The 17,107-nt window shown below is 65.3% G+C and carries 18 protein-coding genes and 1 pseudogene; 11 read left to right on the forward strand and 8 right to left on the reverse strand.

Annotation, left to right across the window (positions count from 1 at the left end; translation table 11 throughout):
• The first annotated feature begins 194 nt into the window (after positions 1-194).
• On the forward strand, positions 195-989 hold the full coding sequence (locus tag BLU88_RS01580) for an IclR family transcriptional regulator (RefSeq protein ID WP_092009415.1): 795 nt from the start codon (positions 195-197) through the stop codon (positions 987-989).
• A gap of 76 nt (positions 990-1,065) precedes the next feature.
• Here BLU88_RS01580 and BLU88_RS18335 read toward each other — a convergent pair whose 3' ends face one another.
• Complete coding sequence (locus BLU88_RS18335; protein ID WP_197678170.1) at positions 1,066-1,509, reverse strand: GntR family transcriptional regulator; 444 nt, start codon at positions 1,507-1,509, stop codon at positions 1,066-1,068.
• A gap of 36 nt (positions 1,510-1,545) precedes the next feature.
• Between BLU88_RS18335 and BLU88_RS18340 the strand changes: the two genes are divergently transcribed.
• Positions 1,546-1,776: a hypothetical protein gene (locus BLU88_RS18340; RefSeq protein WP_197678247.1), complete on the forward strand. Its 231-nt coding sequence runs from the start codon at positions 1,546-1,548 to the stop codon at positions 1,774-1,776.
• Here BLU88_RS18340 and BLU88_RS19095 read toward each other — a convergent pair.
• Positions 1,674-2,105, reverse strand: a pseudogene (locus BLU88_RS19095) (GntR family transcriptional regulator); the annotation flags it as partial. The gene BLU88_RS18340 and the pseudogene BLU88_RS19095 overlap by 103 nt on opposite strands.
• Here BLU88_RS19095 and BLU88_RS01590 point away from each other — a divergent pair.
• The 6 genes from BLU88_RS01590 (at position 2,016) to BLU88_RS01615 (ending at position 8,690) form a co-directional block, all read left to right on the forward strand.
• On the forward strand, positions 2,016-3,131 hold the full coding sequence (locus tag BLU88_RS01590; RefSeq protein ID WP_092009417.1) for a TIGR03364 family FAD-dependent oxidoreductase: 1,116 nt from the start codon (positions 2,016-2,018) through the stop codon (positions 3,129-3,131). The pseudogene BLU88_RS19095 and the gene BLU88_RS01590 overlap by 90 nt on opposite strands.
• Positions 3,132-3,328: 197 nt before the next feature.
• Positions 3,329-4,267, forward strand: a complete 939-nt coding sequence (locus BLU88_RS01595; protein ID WP_092017025.1) for a phosphate/phosphite/phosphonate ABC transporter substrate-binding protein — start codon at positions 3,329-3,331, stop codon at positions 4,265-4,267.
• 14 nt (positions 4,268-4,281) lie between these two features.
• Entirely contained in the window at positions 4,282-5,133 is an 852-nt protein-coding gene (phnC, locus tag BLU88_RS01600; RefSeq protein WP_092009419.1) for a phosphonate ABC transporter ATP-binding protein, read from the forward strand.
• Positions 5,130-6,809: a phosphonate ABC transporter, permease protein PhnE gene (phnE, locus tag BLU88_RS01605; RefSeq protein ID WP_092009421.1), complete on the forward strand. Its 1,680-nt coding sequence runs from the start codon at positions 5,130-5,132 to the stop codon at positions 6,807-6,809. The genes phnC and phnE overlap by 4 nt, the downstream gene beginning before the upstream one ends.
• Before the next feature lie 97 nt (positions 6,810-6,906).
• Positions 6,907-7,599 (forward strand): phosphonatase-like hydrolase, encoded by a 693-nt coding sequence (locus BLU88_RS01610; protein ID WP_092009423.1) that lies wholly within the window; start codon positions 6,907-6,909, stop codon positions 7,597-7,599.
• Complete coding sequence (locus tag BLU88_RS01615) at positions 7,596-8,690, forward strand: alcohol dehydrogenase catalytic domain-containing protein (protein WP_197678171.1); 1,095 nt, start codon at positions 7,596-7,598, stop codon at positions 8,688-8,690. The genes BLU88_RS01610 and BLU88_RS01615 overlap by 4 nt, the downstream gene beginning before the upstream one ends.
• Positions 8,691-8,752: 62 nt before the next feature.
• On the opposite strand, the gene BLU88_RS01620 is transcribed toward BLU88_RS01615, so the two are convergent.
• The 4 genes from BLU88_RS01620 to BLU88_RS01635 all read right to left on the reverse strand — a co-directional run bounded on the left by BLU88_RS01620 (position 8,753) and on the right by BLU88_RS01635 (position 12,748).
• Entirely contained in the window at positions 8,753-9,511 is a 759-nt protein-coding gene (locus BLU88_RS01620; RefSeq protein ID WP_092009425.1) for an HpcH/HpaI aldolase family protein, read from the reverse strand.
• Positions 9,512-9,671: 160 nt separating this feature from the next.
• A complete protein-coding gene (locus BLU88_RS01625; RefSeq protein WP_092009427.1) occupies positions 9,672-10,304 on the reverse strand; it encodes a dihydrofolate reductase family protein in 633 nt (210 codons plus the stop codon).
• Positions 10,305-10,550: 246 nt separating this feature from the next.
• A complete protein-coding gene (locus BLU88_RS01630) occupies positions 10,551-12,173 on the reverse strand; it encodes a GMC family oxidoreductase (protein WP_092009429.1) in 1,623 nt (540 codons plus the stop codon).
• The gene (locus tag BLU88_RS01635) at positions 12,173-12,748 is read right to left on the reverse strand and encodes a hypothetical protein (protein ID WP_092009431.1); all 576 of its coding nucleotides are present in this window, start codon (positions 12,746-12,748) and stop codon (positions 12,173-12,175) included. The genes BLU88_RS01630 and BLU88_RS01635 overlap by 1 nt, the downstream gene beginning before the upstream one ends.
• 112 nt (positions 12,749-12,860) lie before the next feature.
• Here BLU88_RS01635 and BLU88_RS01640 point away from each other — a divergent pair, with 112 nt between their 5' ends.
• The 3 genes from BLU88_RS01640 (at position 12,861) to BLU88_RS01650 (ending at position 15,055) form a co-directional block, all read left to right on the forward strand.
• The gene (locus tag BLU88_RS01640; protein ID WP_092009433.1) at positions 12,861-13,688 is read left to right on the forward strand and encodes an IclR family transcriptional regulator; all 828 of its coding nucleotides are present in this window, start codon (positions 12,861-12,863) and stop codon (positions 13,686-13,688) included.
• A gap of 169 nt (positions 13,689-13,857) precedes the next feature.
• Positions 13,858-14,643 carry an SDR family oxidoreductase gene (locus tag BLU88_RS01645; protein ID WP_092009434.1) on the forward strand — a complete coding sequence of 262 codons (786 nt, stop codon included), beginning with the start codon at positions 13,858-13,860 and terminating at the stop codon, positions 14,641-14,643.
• An 82-nt stretch (positions 14,644-14,725) separates the two neighbouring features.
• Entirely contained in the window at positions 14,726-15,055 is a 330-nt protein-coding gene (locus tag BLU88_RS01650) for a putative quinol monooxygenase (RefSeq protein WP_092009436.1), read from the forward strand.
• A 217-nt stretch (positions 15,056-15,272) separates the two neighbouring features.
• Here BLU88_RS01650 and BLU88_RS01655 read toward each other — a convergent pair whose 3' ends face one another.
• Positions 15,273-15,776 carry an NADPH-dependent FMN reductase gene (locus BLU88_RS01655; protein ID WP_092009438.1) on the reverse strand — a complete coding sequence of 168 codons (504 nt, stop codon included), beginning with the start codon at positions 15,774-15,776 and terminating at the stop codon, positions 15,273-15,275.
• A gap of 229 nt (positions 15,777-16,005) precedes the next feature.
• Entirely contained in the window at positions 16,006-16,947 is a 942-nt protein-coding gene (locus BLU88_RS01660) for a hypothetical protein (protein WP_157688928.1), read from the reverse strand.
• Positions 16,948-17,107 lie beyond the last annotated feature (160 nt).

Consider the following 17,107-nt stretch of genomic DNA (forward strand, 5'->3'; position numbering starts at 1 on the left):
CTTGTGATCTGTCGCACATCATGATTTCGAATCCCGATGTCTGGTATCACAGACACCGAGGGACAGTCTCACCGCTCGAGCCGTGGCCCACATGCGCTCGGCTCTCCGCTTACGCTGAGCTGACCGGCCGGAACCGCTGATGCGGTTTTCCGTCCGTGAGGGCATCGGAGCCGCCATCGCACCAGGAGGGGTTTGTGACTCGTTCTCCGCGCACACCCAGCAGCAAGGTCCCCGCCGCTCACAACGCTCTGCGCATTCTCACCTTGCTGTCGTCTCGTCATGTTCCGGTCTCCGCTGCATCCATAGCCGCTGCACTCGATCTGCCCCGGTCAACCGTCTATCACCTGCTTGCCGTGCTGATCGAAAACGGCTTCGCCGTACATCTGGCCGAAGAGCGCAAGTACGGTTTGGGCATCTCCGCGTTCGAACTCAGCTCCTCATATGCGCGGCAGGCCCCACTGTCTCGGCTCGGAACTCCGATCCTCGCATCCCTTGTCGACACCATCGGAGAGAGCGCCCATCTTGCGGTGCTGCACGGCAGCGACGTCGTCTATGTCGTCGAGGAGCGAGCCAAGTTCCGTCCGGCATTGGTCACCGAGGTGGGTGTTCGCCTGCCGGCACATCTGACCGCGAGCGGGCGCGCCATCATGTCGGCGATGCCTCCCGCACAAGTGCGGGCCCTCTATCCGGCAGGATCGACCTTCGTCACCCGCAATGACCGCTTGCCGACGGTCTCGTCGTATTCCGAGCTCAAGGTCATGCTCAATGAAGTGCGGCAGCGCGGGTTCGCTTTTGAAGACGGCGATGTCACTCCCGACCTGACCACACTGGCCGTTCCGGTCAGGGACCATATGAGGTGGCCTGCCGCCGCGGTCGCCGTCACCGTTGCCAGCACCGATCTACCCTACGAGAAGCAGCCTGCACTGGTGGCCGCGATCAGCGCCGCTGCCGATGAGCTCTCCCGAAGAATCTACGGCCAGACAGACTGACGAGTGGACTACCCCACGGCGGCCCAGATACCTCGCGCGAGGTTGCAGAGCCGCCGTCGGGTAGTAACTGGCATTTTCAGTCGCCGGAGATCAGGGACATGGAGCTCGGGTTTCCACGGGTGGAGTTCATGGTGAAGCTCGCCTTCCACGGCAGGTACCGGTCATCGGAGGATTCGATGACATCGCCTCCGGTCGTGAACGCTCGCCGACGCACTCGCAGCAGCGGGGTGCCCACCGGGACCTCGAGAAGAGCGGCATCGTCATCGTTTGCCCCGACCGCATCGATCGTGCGGGATGCCCGGTTGATGTCGACGCCCTGGTCGATGAGCTCCTGGTAGATCGAACCCGAATCGGTGTCGAAGGCCAACACGTGCCGACCGAATTCGAGCGGATAGTTCAGACGTTCGACCATGGCCGGGGCCTCGTCCATGAGCCGCAGCCGAAACACCGACACCACCGGATCGCCCTCGGAGATCCGCAGACTCGCCGCGAGCGACTTCTCGGCCGGCTCCCGCGCCACCCGCTGAGTGACTTGGCCGGGAATGATGTCCGAGGCGTGGCACCACTGGGAAAACGAGATGACGTCATCGAAGGACTGGGTGAGGACGTTGTCGAGAACGACCGTCCGCCTCCCCGCCCCGAGGAGATCAGCCCCTCCCCACGCAGGGCGGACATCGCCTGCCGCACCGGTCCGCGCGAGCTCTCGAACTTCCTCGTCAGCTCCGCCTCGGAGGGCAGCTCATCGCCGGGCTGGAACGAGCCTTCACGGATCGCGGTGCGCAGGTAGTGCGCGATCTCGTCATGCTGCTGACGGGTGCGGTGCCTCGGCCCGGTAGTCATGGCTTCACTTCTCCTTCTGCGGTGCTCATTCGGTGACTCAGAGGACCGCGACCCGTGGTCGCGGAGTGCTGCCTCGGTGAACTCGGCATGACTTCGCGGGGCCGCAATGTCACGTTCAGGTGAACAGACATCAAACTTGTACATACATATCTTCATAGTACGGCATATCCCCACGAATATGAGGGAATGCCGACAACAGATCTCATCATCACCGGCTCGGGCATCCTCGGCCTGGCCACCGCATTCCTCGCCCACCGACAGGGCCGCAGCGTCCATGTCATCGATCGCTCCGACCGCCCCGTGGGCTCGTCCATCCAGAACTTCGGCCACGCCTGCTTCACCGGACAATCGGATGCCGCGCAGCCGATCACAGCGATTGCTCGCGAAGGCTGGTGCGACGCCGCAACCGCCACTGGGCTCTGGGCCGCCGAGACCGGAACGTTCATCCCCGCGATGACCGAAGCCGAGCTCGCCGTCCTCGAACAGTTCGCCGCCCATCGCGGCCCCGATCAAGCACGACTGCTCGACTCATCGCAGATCGCCGAGGCGGTCGGGAACCCCGACCTCGCCGCAATCGGCGGCGCCCATCTGCCGCTGGATATGCGCGTCGATCCCCGCCAGGCAGCCCCGCGAATCGCCGCATGGCTGGCCGAGCAGGGCGTCGAGTTCACCTGGAACACGCAGGTCACCGCAGTGGCAGACGGCACCGTGTCGACGACACGCGGGGACTTTCAGGCCGAACAGGTCGTCGTCTGCCCTGGATATCAGCTCACCAGCCTCTTTCCCGAAATCGCCGAAACCCACGAGGTCCGCGTCTGCTCGCTCGTAATGTCGCTCATCGAGGCCCCGCGATCTTTCCCGACCGGCTTCGCGATGCTCACCGGCACCTCCCTGGCCCGCTACGACGGATTCGCAGCGATGCCCGGCGCCGAGGCGCTGCGCCACGACCTCGACGAACGGGAACCGGAGTTGCGCGACTGCATTGCGAACCTCATGGTCACCGACATTCCGCAGGGCCTGCTCATCGGCGATTCACACGCCTACGACCTCAGCCCCGAACCGTTCATCGACGAGAGGATCGGCGACCTTCTGCTCGATCGGGCCACTTCGGTGCTCGGAATCGAGAGCCCGCGCGTGCGGCAGCGATGGCTGGGCATGTACGCCGACAGCCCGACGACGAACCTCGTCCTCGAGCGCCCGGATGAGCGCACGAGCGTCGCCGTCGTCGCCTCGGGGATCGGCATGACGCTGTCCTTCGGCATCGCCGACCTCATCCTCTCCGGCGGCACCGCCGACATCTGAGGCGACTTCCCCTCCGACGGATTCGGTGACCGCCGCCACGATACGTCGGGGTAACTCCGAACCGACCGTGAAGTTGTCATGTCCAGTCGGTGAACTACCCCAAGTTGTATAGACATTAGACGATGGCCTCGGCACGATGGACGAGAACGAACATCACTGCGCTTCCGTCGCACCGCTCTTCGAAAGGCAACCCTGCCATGACCTCCCTCTCCCGCTCCACAGCGGTCCGCACCTTCACCGCCGGCCTCCTCGCCCTTCCTCTGCTCGCCGCCTGCGGCAGCTCCGGAGGAAACGGTGACGACACGATCACCTTCGCCGCCGTCCCCGCCGAGTCCTCCTCGACGCTCGAGTCCTCCTTCGAGAACGTCACGAAGCTGCTCGAGGAGGAGACCGGGAAGAAGGTCGAATTCCAGAACGCCTCGGACTATGCCGCCGTCGTCGAGGGCATGCGCGCCGGCCAGATCGACGCCGCCTCGTTCGGCCCCTTCGCCTATGTCATCGCCAAGGACTCCGGCATCAACATCGAACCGGCCGCGGCACCGACGAACGACAAGTCCAAGGATCCCGCCTACACCTCGCTGGCCTATGTGAAGAAGGGCTCCGACGTCAAGGACTTGAAGGACCTCAAGGGCAAGAAGGTCTGTTTCGTCGATGCTGCCTCGACTTCGGGCTACCTCGTGCCGATGAAGGGCCTCCAGGACGAGGGCATCGACATGGACAAGGACCTCGAACCGGTGATGTCCGGCGGCCACGACGCCTCGCTGCTGTCGCTGAACTCCGGCGACTGCGATGTCGCCTTCGCCCACGACGCCATGCTCACCACCCTCGAGAAGTCGGGCCAGGTGGAGGCGGGCAGCCTCGAGCCGGTCTGGGAATCCGACCCGATCACCGAGGACCCGATCGCGGTGAACAAGGACTCTCTCGACGCCGATACGGCCACGAAGATCACGACGATCCTGCGCGAGAAGGCCAATGTTCCGTCCATGGTCGAGGCCGGAATCTGCGACTCCGAGGACGACTGCGTCCTGCCCGAGGAGATCACCTACGGCTACAAGGAAGTCTCCGACGCAGACTTCGATTCGATCCGCGACATCTGCGACGCCACCCAAGCCGATGCCTGCAAGAACATCGGCTGAGAAAGATGACGACTATGACACACTCACACCCCACCCCGACCACGCCTGAACTCCAAAGGGAGATCGACTCCATCTATTCCGTCCAACTCGACCATGTCACGAAGGACTTCGGCGGCGGAGTGCTCGGCCTCGACAACGTCAACCTCGGATTCCGCACCGGCGGAATCAGCGTCCTCCTCGGCCTCTCCGGCTCGGGCAAATCCACCCTCTTGCGCCACATCAACGGACTGCACACCCCCACCTCGGGGCGGGTGCGCGTCCTCGGTGAGGACATGGACCGGCTGCGCCGATCCGAATTGAAGGCCGTACGCCGCGACATCGGCGTCATCTTCCAGTCCTTCAACCTCGTCGGGCCGATGTCCGTGCTCGAGAACGTCTGCGCCGGGGCGCTGGGATCGCTGCGCGGACCGCGGATCACCCTGATGATGTACCCGAAGGCCATCCGTCGCGAAGCGCTGGAGAAGCTCGATCGTGTCGGTCTGGCCGACCGCGCCTACCAGCGCGCCGACACCCTCTCCGGCGGTCAGCAGCAGCGCGTCGCGATCGCCCGCGCGCTCATGCAGCACCCGAAGGTGCTGCTCGCCGATGAGCCGGTCGCCTCTCTCGACCCGGTATCGGCCCGCGACGTCATCGACCTGCTGCGGCAGATCTCCGCCGAGGACGAGCTCACCGTCATCGCCTCCCTGCACCAGGTGCAGCTGGCCATCGATTTCGCCGACCGGATCATCGGTCTGCGCACCGGCCGAGTCGTCCTCGACCGTGAAACCGCCGGGCTCAGCGCCGAGGAGGCCTCGCAGATCTACTCGAGCGTGTCCGGAATGGACACCGCCGCCGAGGCGGCCGCCCGGGTGGGAGCCACCCGATGAGTATCCTGGTCGACCGCCAGGCTCCCGCCGTCGCGGACCCGCCCCGGCCCCGTCCGTCGGGGAACTCCACCGTGGCTGCCATCGTGCTCATCGGCCTCACCGTCGCCGGGGCCTGGTCGGTGTGGTCTCTCGGCATCGATATCGCCACGATCGCCTCGTCATTCGACAATGCCGTGGGGTTCTTCTCCCGCATCGTCCCGCTCGACTTCCCGGCGTTCGGTGAGACCGTCTCGCTTGTCGTCGAGACCTTGGCGATCGTGTTCTTGGCGACTCTGCTCTCCGTCGTGCTGTCGATCCCCGTCGCCCTCTTCGCCGCTCGTCCCACCCGGAGGGGTCGCGGTTCGCAGTGGACTGCGCGCACGCTCATCGTGCTGGCCAGAGCGATTCCCGATCTCGTGCTCGCCATCGTGTTCCTGCGGATGTTCGGCCTCGGCGCCACTGCCGGCATCATCGCCATGGGCATCCATTCAGTGGGGATGATCGGCAAGCTCTACGCCGATGCCATCGAAGAGCTCGACGACGGACCCCGCGAATCGATCGAGGCTCTCGGCGGCAGCCGCTCCCAGCAGATCCTCACCGCGATCCCGCAGACGCTCATGCCGCAGCTCATCGCCACGGCTCTGCACCGCTTCGACATCAACCTGCGCACCTCGGTGCTGCTCGGCTATGTCGGTGTCGGCGGAATCGGTCTGGCCATCGCGGACTCCCTGCGCACGCTGGACTACCAGCGCGGGATGGCGCTGGCGGTCATCGTGCTCATCCTGTGCATCGTCATCGAACTCGTCTCCGGATCCATCCGGGCCGCGCTCATGGCCTCGACGGGGGCGAAGATCACCGGCGGCACCTGGGTCGACCGGATGTTCAATCGGGACCGGATCGCGGGTGCCGGCGATCTCAGCCTCACCCCACCGTGGAGCGTGGCACGGTTCCGTCGCTTCGCCTCGGCGGCGGTGCTCATCGTCCTCACGGTCGCCGCCCTGTGGAGGGTGGACGTGTCATGGTCGGCCCTGGCCGCGGGTCTGCTCGACCTGCCGCAGACCGTGAGCCTGTTCTTCCCACCGTCGACCGGCGGGACGCTTGCCAACCTCGTCGAGCAGCTGCTCGTCACCATCCAGATCTCGCTGGCGGCGACGTTCATCGGGGCGATCCTCGCGGTTCCCATCGGCATCCTCGCCGCCCGCAATGTCGTGGCGAACCGAGCGGTGCACAAGACGTTCCGGGTCCTCATCGTCATCGTCCGCGGAATCCCCGAACTCATCCTCGCGATCATCTTCGTCGTCATCTCCGGACTCGGCGAGGTGGCCGGAACCCTGGCCCTGTCCATCGGTGCCATCGGCCTGCTCTCGAAGCTCATTGCCGACTCCATTGAGGAAACGGACCTCCAGGTCCAAGAGGCGGTGCGCGCCACCGGATCCGGTGAAGCGCAGGTGTTCTTCTCCGCCACCCTTCGGCAGGCGGCACCGGCGTTCGTCGCCCACATCATGTACTTACTCGACACGAACATCCGCTCGGCCACCCTGCTCGGCGTCGTCGGCGCCGGAGGCATCGGATTCCTGCTGCTCAATGCCTCGCGGGTCAACCAGTTCGATGTCGTGACGATGGTGCTCATCCTCATGGTCGCCGTCGTCCTTGCTGTCGAAGCCCTGTCCATGTGGCTGCGCCGAGCCGTGCGCTGAGCAGCCTGTCACCATTCGCACCTGCCCATCGTCTGCATGGGCGACACAGAGCCCACCGACTCAGTTGGGCGACACCGTCAAGAGAAAGAGAATCGACATGACTGAACTCGCCGTCTTCGACATGGCCGGAACCACCATCGACGAACGTGACGAGGTCTACCGCGTGCTGCGCGAGGCCACCGAACGGGAGGGCGCGGACTACTCCGATGAGGTCTTCCAGAAGTGGATGGGCACGGAGAAGCACTGGGCGATCGAGAATCTGCTCCGCCTCGGCGGGGTCGAGGTCACCGAGGAAGTCCACGAGCGAGCCTGGCAGTGGTTCCGCGCCGAACTGCGCGAGACCTACACCCAGAATCCTCCGCGGCCTCTGCCCGGGATCGAGGAGGCCCTGTCGACTCTGCGGGAGCGAGGGATCAAGGTGGGCCTGACCACCGGGTTCTCCCGTGAGATCGCCGACCTCATCCTCTCCACCATGGGCTGGGAGCAGGGTCGAATCTTCGACGTCTCCGTCACCGGCGACGAGGTGCCCGCGGGACGTCCGGCCCCGGACATGATCAACACGGTCATGGAAACGGTCGGGGTCACCGACCGCGCGGCCGTTGTCAGCGTCGGAGATACCTCGGCGGATGTGGAGTCGGCGCTGAGCGCCGAGGTCACGGCCGTGGGTGTCCTCACCGGACACCTCAGCCGGGAGGATTTCGCGGCGGAGGGCGCACACTTCGTCCTCGACTCCGTCGCGGACCTGCCAGCGGCCCTCGCAGAGCAGGAGACCGCGGTGGTCGCGAAGTGACATCGACGATCCCCGATTCGACGACGACCGCGCCCCCATTGACGTTGCCCGGCACCGAGGCGGCCGATCATGGCCGTGCAAACGCTCAGCCGTTTGCCCAGGTATGGACCGGAGGTTCGGTTTTCGAGCTCCGCACATTCGACCGCCCGCGGCTGGCACCCGGTGAGAGTCTGGTTCGGCTGACCGCGGCCACGGTGTGCGGGTCCGACCGGCATACCGTCAGCGGGCGTCGGTCGGGGGCGTGTCCCTCGGTGCTCGGTCACGAGGGCGTCGGCATCGTCGAGGAGACGCGCGGGAATGTGCCCGTCGGGTCTCGTGTGGTCTTCTCGGTCACCTCGGTGTGCGGGAGATGCCGGAACTGTCGGCGCGGGCTGAGCGCGAAATGCACCTCGGTGCGCAAGGTCGGCCACGAATCGGCCGAGTCGGATTGGGCGCTGTCGGGCACCTATGCCAGCCATATCCATCTGCCGTCCGGCGTGGCCATGGTCCCGGTGCCGGATTCGCTGCCCGACGGGGTGGCGGCGACGGCCGGGTGCGCCGTGGCCACGGTGATGGCGATGGTCGAGGCCGCTGGCGACTTTTCCGGTCGTCGGGTGTTCGTCAACGGCATCGGGATGCTCGGGCTCACCGCGGTCGGGGCCGCTCTGGCCCGTGGCGCCGCCGAGGTCATCGCCGCCGATCCGCACCCGGACCGTCGCGGCTTGGCCGACCGGGCCGGGGCGACCCGGTCGGTTGAGCCGGGCACGGAGATCGATGATGTCGACGTCGCACTCGAGCTCTCGGGTACCGAGGCGGGGGTGCGATCGTGCATCGACTCACTGGGCATCGGCGGGACCGTGGTGCTCGCCGGCAGCGTGACTCCCGGGCCGCAGCTGTCGATCGATCCCGAGCAGATGGTGCGCGGATGGCGCACGATCACCGGAGTCCACAATTTCGAACCCCACCACTTGGCCGAGGCCGTGGATTTCTTGGCTGCCGACGGTGCAGCACTGCCGTGGGAGGACATCCTAGGCGGTCCGGTCCCTTTAACGGATCTGCCGCACGAGTTCCGGGCCCCGACAAAAGCCCTCCGCACAATCACCACCCCCTAATTACTACGTGACGGCGGCCCAGATACCTCGCGCCAGGTTGCTGGGCCGCCGTCAGGTAGTAATTAGGAACGGGCGGCTCTCAGGTCTTCGCGGAAGGCTCGGCCGGCCGCGCCCAAGTCCCCGCATGAGGTGATGAAGCGGAAGCCCTGCTCCTTGCGCAGCTTGGCCTCCTCGCCGTCGCCGCAGTGGATTCCCGGGACCACCCCGGCGGCATCGGCAGCCGAACGGATTCGCACGAGCGCCTCGGCGTGGGCCTCATTCGGCTGACCAGGCAGCGCACCGACGGCGAACGCGAGATCGGCCGGACCCACGTAGACACCGTCGATTCCCGGCACGGCGCAGATGTCCTCGACCGCGGCCAGGCCCTCCTCGTTTTCGATCATGACGAACAGCAGCGGACGTTCGTCCCGAGTGTCCTGCACGGCATTGTGCATGATCTCGGCGGTCGGTCCCCACGAGCGATTCCCTCCCCGCGAAGGATAGTCGAGCGCAGCCACAGCGGCCTGCGCCTCGTCGACCGAGGACACGAGCGGGACGATGATCGCCTCGACCCCGGCGTCGGCGAGCGCCCCGATCTCCGTGAAGCGGTTCGCCGCCACCCGCGCCGTCACCAGCGCGTCCCCACTGGCGCGCACCGCGTCGGTCAGCCGCAGCACATCCGTCGGCCGCACCAGCCCGTGCTGCAGATCGAGGCAGACGTAGTCGAACCCGGCCGCCGACCCGATCTTCGCCAGCTCCGGGCTCGTCGACATCATCCACAGTCCGTTGTAGATCTCCCCCGCGCGCAGGCGGGTCCGATGATTCTCAAGCGCAGCAGTCATGTACGCATCGAATCACGGAATCCCGCCCGGCCACCAGAGGTGCCCGACATCCGGATGAACCTCGCCGAGGCGCCCCTCCCCTGCGCACGAAACGTCGATCCCTTCGCCGAGGCGGCCCTGTCCTCCCGGACGGAACGTCGCCCCGCCTCGGCGAGGGGAATCACTCTGCCGGACTGTCCTCGAGGAGGGGGCCGATAACGCGGTGGCGGGCGATGACGAAGGGATCGCTGCTTCCGACCTCGAGGAGTTCGAGGTCGAGGCGGCGCGGCATCAGTGGCCGGCCTCTGCCGAGGACGACCGGCGCGGTCCAGGTGATGATCTCGTCGAGCAGCCCTTCGTCGGCGAACTGTCCGGCGAGGTCGCCGCCGCCCATCACCCACAGGTCACGGTCGCCGGTGGCCGTGCACATCTCGAAGTAATGGTCGGAGACCGATCCCTTGGCGAACCGGATATCCGGCGCCGAGGCGGCCCCTCCCTTTCCCGCGTCCGCCGCGTTTCCATCGTCCTCGGTTCCAGACGTCTTCGCATCAGCCCCGCTCCCGGTACCGGTCGCTGGAAGCCCAAGTTTGCGATGGGTCATCACCCAGGTCGGCACCTTGTAGGGCCATGGTCCGTCGAGATTGCGCAGCACCCACTCGTACGTCGTCGCGCCCATGACGATCGCTCCGACTCCGTCGATGAACCCGTCATCTGGGGGTTCTTCGGTCTGGCGCAGAAGCCATTCGAGTGAGTCGTTCGGGTCGGCGATGAACCCGTCGAGAGTGGTCGCGGTGTAGTAGACGGTGCGTGACACGAGCGGTCTCCTCCTGAGTCGGTCTCCTTTTCATCCTAAGGGGCCACCAGCCAAGACAGCCGCGCGGTGGGGCGGTTTATCTCCCGCCAGGAATAGCCAGAACTTGCTTGCTCTCCCCGACTTGAGAGCTCCACCAGCTCGGTGAAACTGCAGCAGCTCGGCCCCTAGACCAAGCTGCTGCAGTTTCACCGAGTCGAGACCGGCCGAGGAGTGGCAACCACCCAGACGATCAGCCGAACCCCAGCCTCACACCTCCTGGGTCCGCAGCGCCTCGGCGATGTACTCGGCCTGCCTGATCGCCAGCGCCACGATCGTCAGGGTCGGGTTCGCTGCGGCGCCGGTGGTGAACACCGAGCCGTCGGAGATGAAGAGGTTCTTCACGTCATGGGTCCGGCCCCACTTGTCGACGACACCGTCCTCGGGACGTTCGCTCATCCGCGCGGTGCCGAGGTTGTGCGTCGACGGATACGGCGGAGTGTGGTGTGAAGTCTGCGCCCCGACCGCCTCGTAGACTCTCTGACCTGCGGCGTAGGCGTGGTCGCGCATCGCCAGGTCATTGGCGTGATCGTCGTAGTGGACGTTCGGCACGGGCAGACCATTCGTGTCCTTGACCGTCGTATTCAGCGTCACCCGGTTGCTCTCCTGCGGCATGTCCTCACCGACGATCCACATTCCCGCAGTGTTGAGATACCGGTCGAGCAGTGCCGCGAAGTCCGGTCCCCACCCGCCGGGTTCGACGAAGGAGGCCATGAACGCCGGCCCCAGTGAGATCGTCTCCATGTAATAGCCACCGGAGAACCCGCGGTCGGGGTCGTGGATCGACTCATCGGCGATGACCCCGGCCATCGTCTCCCCGCGGTACATCCGCACGGGCTTGTCGAAGTGGCCCCAGACGGTGCCGGTCAGATGGCGCATATAGTTCCGGCCCACGTGTCCGGACGAGTTCGCCAACCCATCGGGGCAGGATGGTGTGCCGGACAGCAGAAGCAGCCTCGGCGTCTCGATCGAGTTGCCGGCCACGCACACGATCTTCGCGGCCTGCCGGTGGAGGTTGCCCTCTTTGTCGAGGTAGAGCACGGCGTCGGCCCGGCCATTGGCATCGTGAGTGATCTGCACGGCCTGGGACTCGGGTCGCAGATCGAGCAGCCCGGTGTCCGCAGCCCGCGGCAGCTCTCTGACCAGGGTCGACCATTTGGATTTGTTCTTATCGCCTTGGAAGTTGAAGCCGTCCTGGATGGAGGCGGGGCGGCCGTCGTATTCTTCGGCGTTCGTGGCATACGGACCGGTGGCGTAGAACTTGTAGCCGACTTCCTTCGCCCCGCCGGCGAAGACCTTGTAGTTGTTGTTCGCCGGCAGCGGTGGGCGACCGTGGACATGGGTCGAGCCCATCGCCTTCTCGGCCCGGTCGTAGTACGGGGCCATTTCCTCGAGGGTGATCGGCCAGTCGAGGAGATTGGCGCCGTCGATGCGTCCGTAGACGCTGCGCGCCTTGAACTCATGAGCCTTGAATCGCGGGGTCGCACCCGACCAGTGGGTCGTCGTTCCGCCCACTGCTTTGACGATCCAGGCCGGCAGGTTCGGGAAATCGCGGGCGATCCGCCACGATCCGGTCGTCGTCCTGGGATCGAGCCAGGCCATCTGGTTGAAGGCTTCCCATTCGTTGTTGACGTAGTCCTCGTTGTGCAGATACGGCCCGGCTTCGAGGACGACGACGGGGATGCCCTTCGCGGTGAGTTCGTAGGCCAGGGTTCCGCCGCCGGCGCCGGAGCCGACGATGACGACGGCCTCCTCGTCCGGGTCGATGCTGTATCCGGTCACGCTGCGTCCAGCCTCGGCGCTGGCACCGCGTCCTATATTCTCAGCGGTCATCACTTCTTCACCTCACCCATCTCGACGCTCTGCGGCGCCGGCTGATTGGTCGAATCGTCACCGGCAGCGCTGCCGCTGCGGACACCCATAACCCCGTCGCCGAGCTCCGGCAGCGGCTCGTCCTCGGGGTAGACGATCCGCGGTTCTGGCAGCCAGTCGAGATCGTCGAAGCCGCGGTTGATGTAGCCGCCCTTGTCGAACGAGGGTCCTTCGTAGCTGAGCGTCTCCCACACCTCGACATCGTCATAGAGGTTGAGCACGGCGGTGCGGCGGACGAAACCGAAGAACTCGGTGGACTCGACCCGGCGCAGCACCTTGAGCGCGGAGTCATCATCGAGTCCGCAGAAATCACCGTCGGAGAGCTGATCCAACGATAGCAGCCCTTGGATGAGGGCCACCCGGAACCACGTCTCCTCATCGGCGGCGATGAGGATCTTCTCCGCGGTGCGCACATACGGTCCGTCGGGGAAATCTGCGTGCGGGAATGCCACGCGCAGCACTCGGATGAGGGTCTGCTTCGCCTCGTCCGTCATCTCCATCGCATTCAGCGATGGGTATTTTGCAGGGAATGCCATCGGATGCTCCTTTGCTCCACTCGGCAGGCGGCATCGACGCACGCCCGCCACTGTCCTGACATGAGCAACCTATGTGACCCGCGACACCAGGGACTATCCTCATTCTCATCACATGAAAAAGTCGATCGCCGAGGCGATCGCACAGTCAGGAGACCGTGTGTCCAACAGTGCCGTGATCCAACGAACCTTCTCCGTCCTGGAGGCCGTCGCCGCTTCGGGCTGTGCCGCCGCGAAGACCGTGGCCACCCGCCTCGAGATCCCGCTGCCCACCGTCTATCGGCTCCTCAACGAGCTCGCCGATTCCGGGTATCTCGTCTATCTCAAGGACTCCAAACGCTTCGAGCTCGGCCCCAAATGCTTCGAGCTCGGGCTGTCGTTCCAGCAGCGCCTCGTCGCTCCGCATCCGATCCGGCAGATCACCGATCAGCTCCACCGGTCGCTGGGCACCGCCGCCTATTTCGCGATCTACCGCGGCTCGGACATCATCCTCACCTACTGCTCCGACTGTGAGAAGCACCCGCGGCTGCGGCCTCTGCGCTTCGGTTTCCACGAGGCGGCGCACGCCACCGCTTTCGGCAAGATCCTCCTGGCCGGAATGCCCGAACCGCAGCGCACCGACTACCTCGAGGCGCGCGGAATGCAGGTGCTGACCCCGCAGACGATGATCAGCCGGGAGGCCCTCGACCCCCACCTCGCCGAGGTGGCCACCCGTGGAATCGCATGGGAGCACGAGGAGTTCCTGCCCCGTCAGACCTGCGCGGCCGTGCCGGTGCGCAACGGCACGGGAATGCAGGTCGGGGCAATGGCGATGAGCACCCCCACGTCGAAGATGGCGGGGCGGGCGAAGCAGGTCGAGTCGACCCTGCGTGAGCATGCGGGCCTGGCGTCGAGCTACCTGCGCGGCGGTTCGGTCACCGTCCCCGTTGCTGAGCACGCTTGAGCCCCGGGCTCTCGATGGAGACAGCACTCCCGACGGAGATCACCCGCCCCACAGCCGGCCACGTCTGACCCCCAGCTTTATCGCCACATGAGAAGGACCGTGTCTTCCGGCGGCAGACTCTGCTGAGAATGATCGTGCTCGCTCACAGTTGAGAACTCAAGGAGGAGAAATGGGCACGAACAACAGCGTCGCAGTGGTGACGGGATCCGCACGGGGAATCGGTCAGGGCATCGCGCAGAGGCTCGGAGCCGATGGTCACCATGTCATCGTCGCCGATCTGCCGGCCATGCAGGATGGCGTCGCGGAGACCGTCAAAGCGATCGAAAGCGCAGGTGGGAAGGCCACCGGAGCCGCGGTGGACGTCACGGATGAGGAATCGCTGAGCCGCCTCGTCGAGGTTGCCGTCGATGCGGGAGGAAAACTCGACGTCTTCGTCGCGAACGCCGGGATCGCGCAGGTCGAACCCCTCATCGAGTATTCGAAGGCTGATTTCGAGAAGATCGTCGACGTCAACCTCACCGGTGTCTTCCTGTCGTATCAGGCTGCGGCGAAGCAGATGATCGAGCAGGGCAACGGCGGCAAGATCATCGGGGCCGCGTCGATCGTCGCATTCCGTCCTTTCGCTCTGCTCTCTCCCTATTCGGCGACGAAATGGGCGGTGCGCGGGCTCACCCAGGGTGCGGCAATGGAGTGGGCCAAGCACGGCATCACCGTCAACGCCTACGGCCCTGGCATCGTCGGCACCGCAATGTGGGATCTCATCGATGAGAAGCTCGCCGCCGAGGAAGGGCTGGCCAAGGGTGAGGCGATCAAGAAATATGCTGGTGACATCCTCATGGGCCGGGTGTCCGTGCCCGAGGACGTCGCGAACCTCGTGTCGTTCCTCGCCAGCGAGGACTCCGATTACATCACCGGACAGACCATGCTCGTCGACGGCGGAATGCAGTTCTCGTAACGTTGTCGCTGAGAGCAGAAACCGACACCGCCACACCCACATCTCCACCCGAGAGAACAACCACAGAGAGAAGGAAGAAGACATGATCTTCATCGTCGTGAAGTTCCCCGTCAAACCCGACATGGCCGAACAGTGGCCCGATCTGACCCGCGAATTCACCGAGGCGACCCGCGCCGAACCGGGCAACAAATGGTTCGACTGGTCGCGCAGCCTCGATGACCCGAACGAGTATGTCCTCGTCGAGGCCTTCGACGACGACGCCGCCGAAGCGCATGTGAAGTCTGACCATTTCCAAGCCGCGATTGCCGAGGGCGGGCCGATGCACTCCGCACTGGCAGCGACGCCGAAGATCATCTCCCGTCAGATCGACGGCGACGATTGGGACGCGATGGGCGAGATGCAGATCGACTGAACCTCGCCGAGGCGGCCGTCCTTCGAGGGAGGGCCTCCCCTCCGCGGGAGGGCGCCGCTCAACGAAGCGGACCACCCTCGGGCCGTGTGGGTCCGCTGATGCGTGCAGCGGGCCCGCGCCACGTTTCGGGTGCCGCACTCATCACCAGCTTGGTGAACCTGCAGCAGCTTGGCCCCTGCACTAAGCCGCTGCAGTTTCACCGAGCTGAAGAGTGTCCTCAGCCGCTCTGCGGCAGGTACTCCTTCTGGCTGTCGACCCATTCGTCGAGCACGTTTGCGCGGTCCTCGAATTTTGCGGTCGGGAACGCGAGACCCTTCGTCGGCACGCTGGCGCCGAGTTCGACGAGCAGCGGACGCAGGGTCGTCTCCACAGCAAGCGTGTGCGCCGGGGACCCGATCGTGAAGACCGGGATCGCGGTCAGTCCGTGCAGACCGCCAGCGTCGTACCGGTCGAGGAAGGCTTTGAGCAGTCCGGTGTAGCTGGCCTTGTAGGTCGGAGTGGCGATGACCGCGAAGTCGGCGGTGGCCAGACGTTCGGTGAGCTTGTCAAGTCTGTCGGACTTCCATTCGAAGATCTCGTCGGTCACCTCGGCGAGTTCGATGGTTTCGTCGATCTCGGATCCGGTCACCTCGGCGATCTTGGCGGCGAGGTCTTCGGCCACCTGGCGGGTTCGCGAATTGGGGCTCGGGTTGCCGACGACGACGGCGATGCGTGTGGACATTGGGGGTCCTCTCCTCGGGTGTACACCGGGTCTGTGGGCTCAGATACCCACCTTAGAACCGGTCGGCACTTGCGACAGCGCTGCCGTTCATCTGGCGTCATCGCAGCAATACCCGGGGTCGCAGACAGGGTTCCCCCGAATCACCGGGAACAGATTGTGGTCTTATGGCTCGAAGATCTGCATTCTCCTCCCGCGGAATCGGACCTATTCTGCTTCGACCAACCACCTGCTACCCACCGCCGCTGCCTGCTTTCCGTTCGAGGTGGTACCGAATCTTCCGCTCGAGGTCAGCCCGGCTCATCTGGCTCGTCACCCTCAGCACCTCCCAGCCTTCGTGCCGCAGAGCCTCGTCCCTGGCTATGTCGCTGGCCCATTGTGTTTTGGACATCAGGTGGTGTTCACCTTCGTACTCGAGCGCCAACTTCGCGTGGGGATAGCCCAAGTCCGGCTCGACCGTGCGGTTGAGCAGACGGCAGTAGACCCGTGGGTGGACCACAGGTTCCGGCAGCCCACGGCTCAGCGCCCACAGCCGGAGGTTCGTCTCCTGCGGCGAATCAACGTCTTCCCTGATCAGCGTCAGTGCTGATTCGACCTGCGAGCGCTGTCGCAGGTACTTCCGCTGCGTGATCTTCGTCCTCAGGAACTCGAGACTGCACAGTGGTGGCCCATGCCACCCGCCGACGATCGCATCACCGAGGGCAACGAGCTCGTCATGTGCCAGCTCGACGCTGAGGTCGAGAAAGACCCCGACCGGCGAATGCATCGGCAGCTCAAGCCAGTACCCGGCTTCCTCAAGAGCATGGCGGCGCACAGTCGTCTCTTTGCGCGACACCTTCCTGCCCGGGTCGAAAGTGACCAGGTGCAGGTGATCATCGATGAGTCTATGCGGCAGAGGCAAACCGAACAGCCGGGCTGCCGTGGCACCTCCAGCGACGATCCCGGGAACGACTAAGCTCATCGCCCTGAGCCGGAGGCTCTCCTCCATCCATTTCTCGTCGGCCCAGCTCGGAGTCGGGTGCTCGACGCATCTCACCTCGTCCCGGTGGATGCCCGCCGTCACGGCGCCGAAACGCGGGTCGTATCGCAGATGGTACTGGCTGATCCCCCGTTCCTCAGCCTCTCTGGTTCTGAAGAGCGACGGGTAGCTTCGATGCTCGATGAGAAGGTCCATGACCAGCAGGAGAGTCGGATACGCTCCCGACTGCAAGGCACGGGCTCCCACCCTGTGGATGCAGCTGACGTGTCCACAGAGTGCCGACGCACGAGTCCGGGTCCGTCCACAACTCGTCGACGCACGAGTGGCGCCTCCCTGCCCATACCCGTCAGAATCG

The organism is Brevibacterium siliguriense, assembly GCF_900105315.1.
Taxonomy (GTDB): domain Bacteria; phylum Actinomycetota; class Actinomycetes; order Actinomycetales; family Brevibacteriaceae; genus Brevibacterium; species Brevibacterium siliguriense.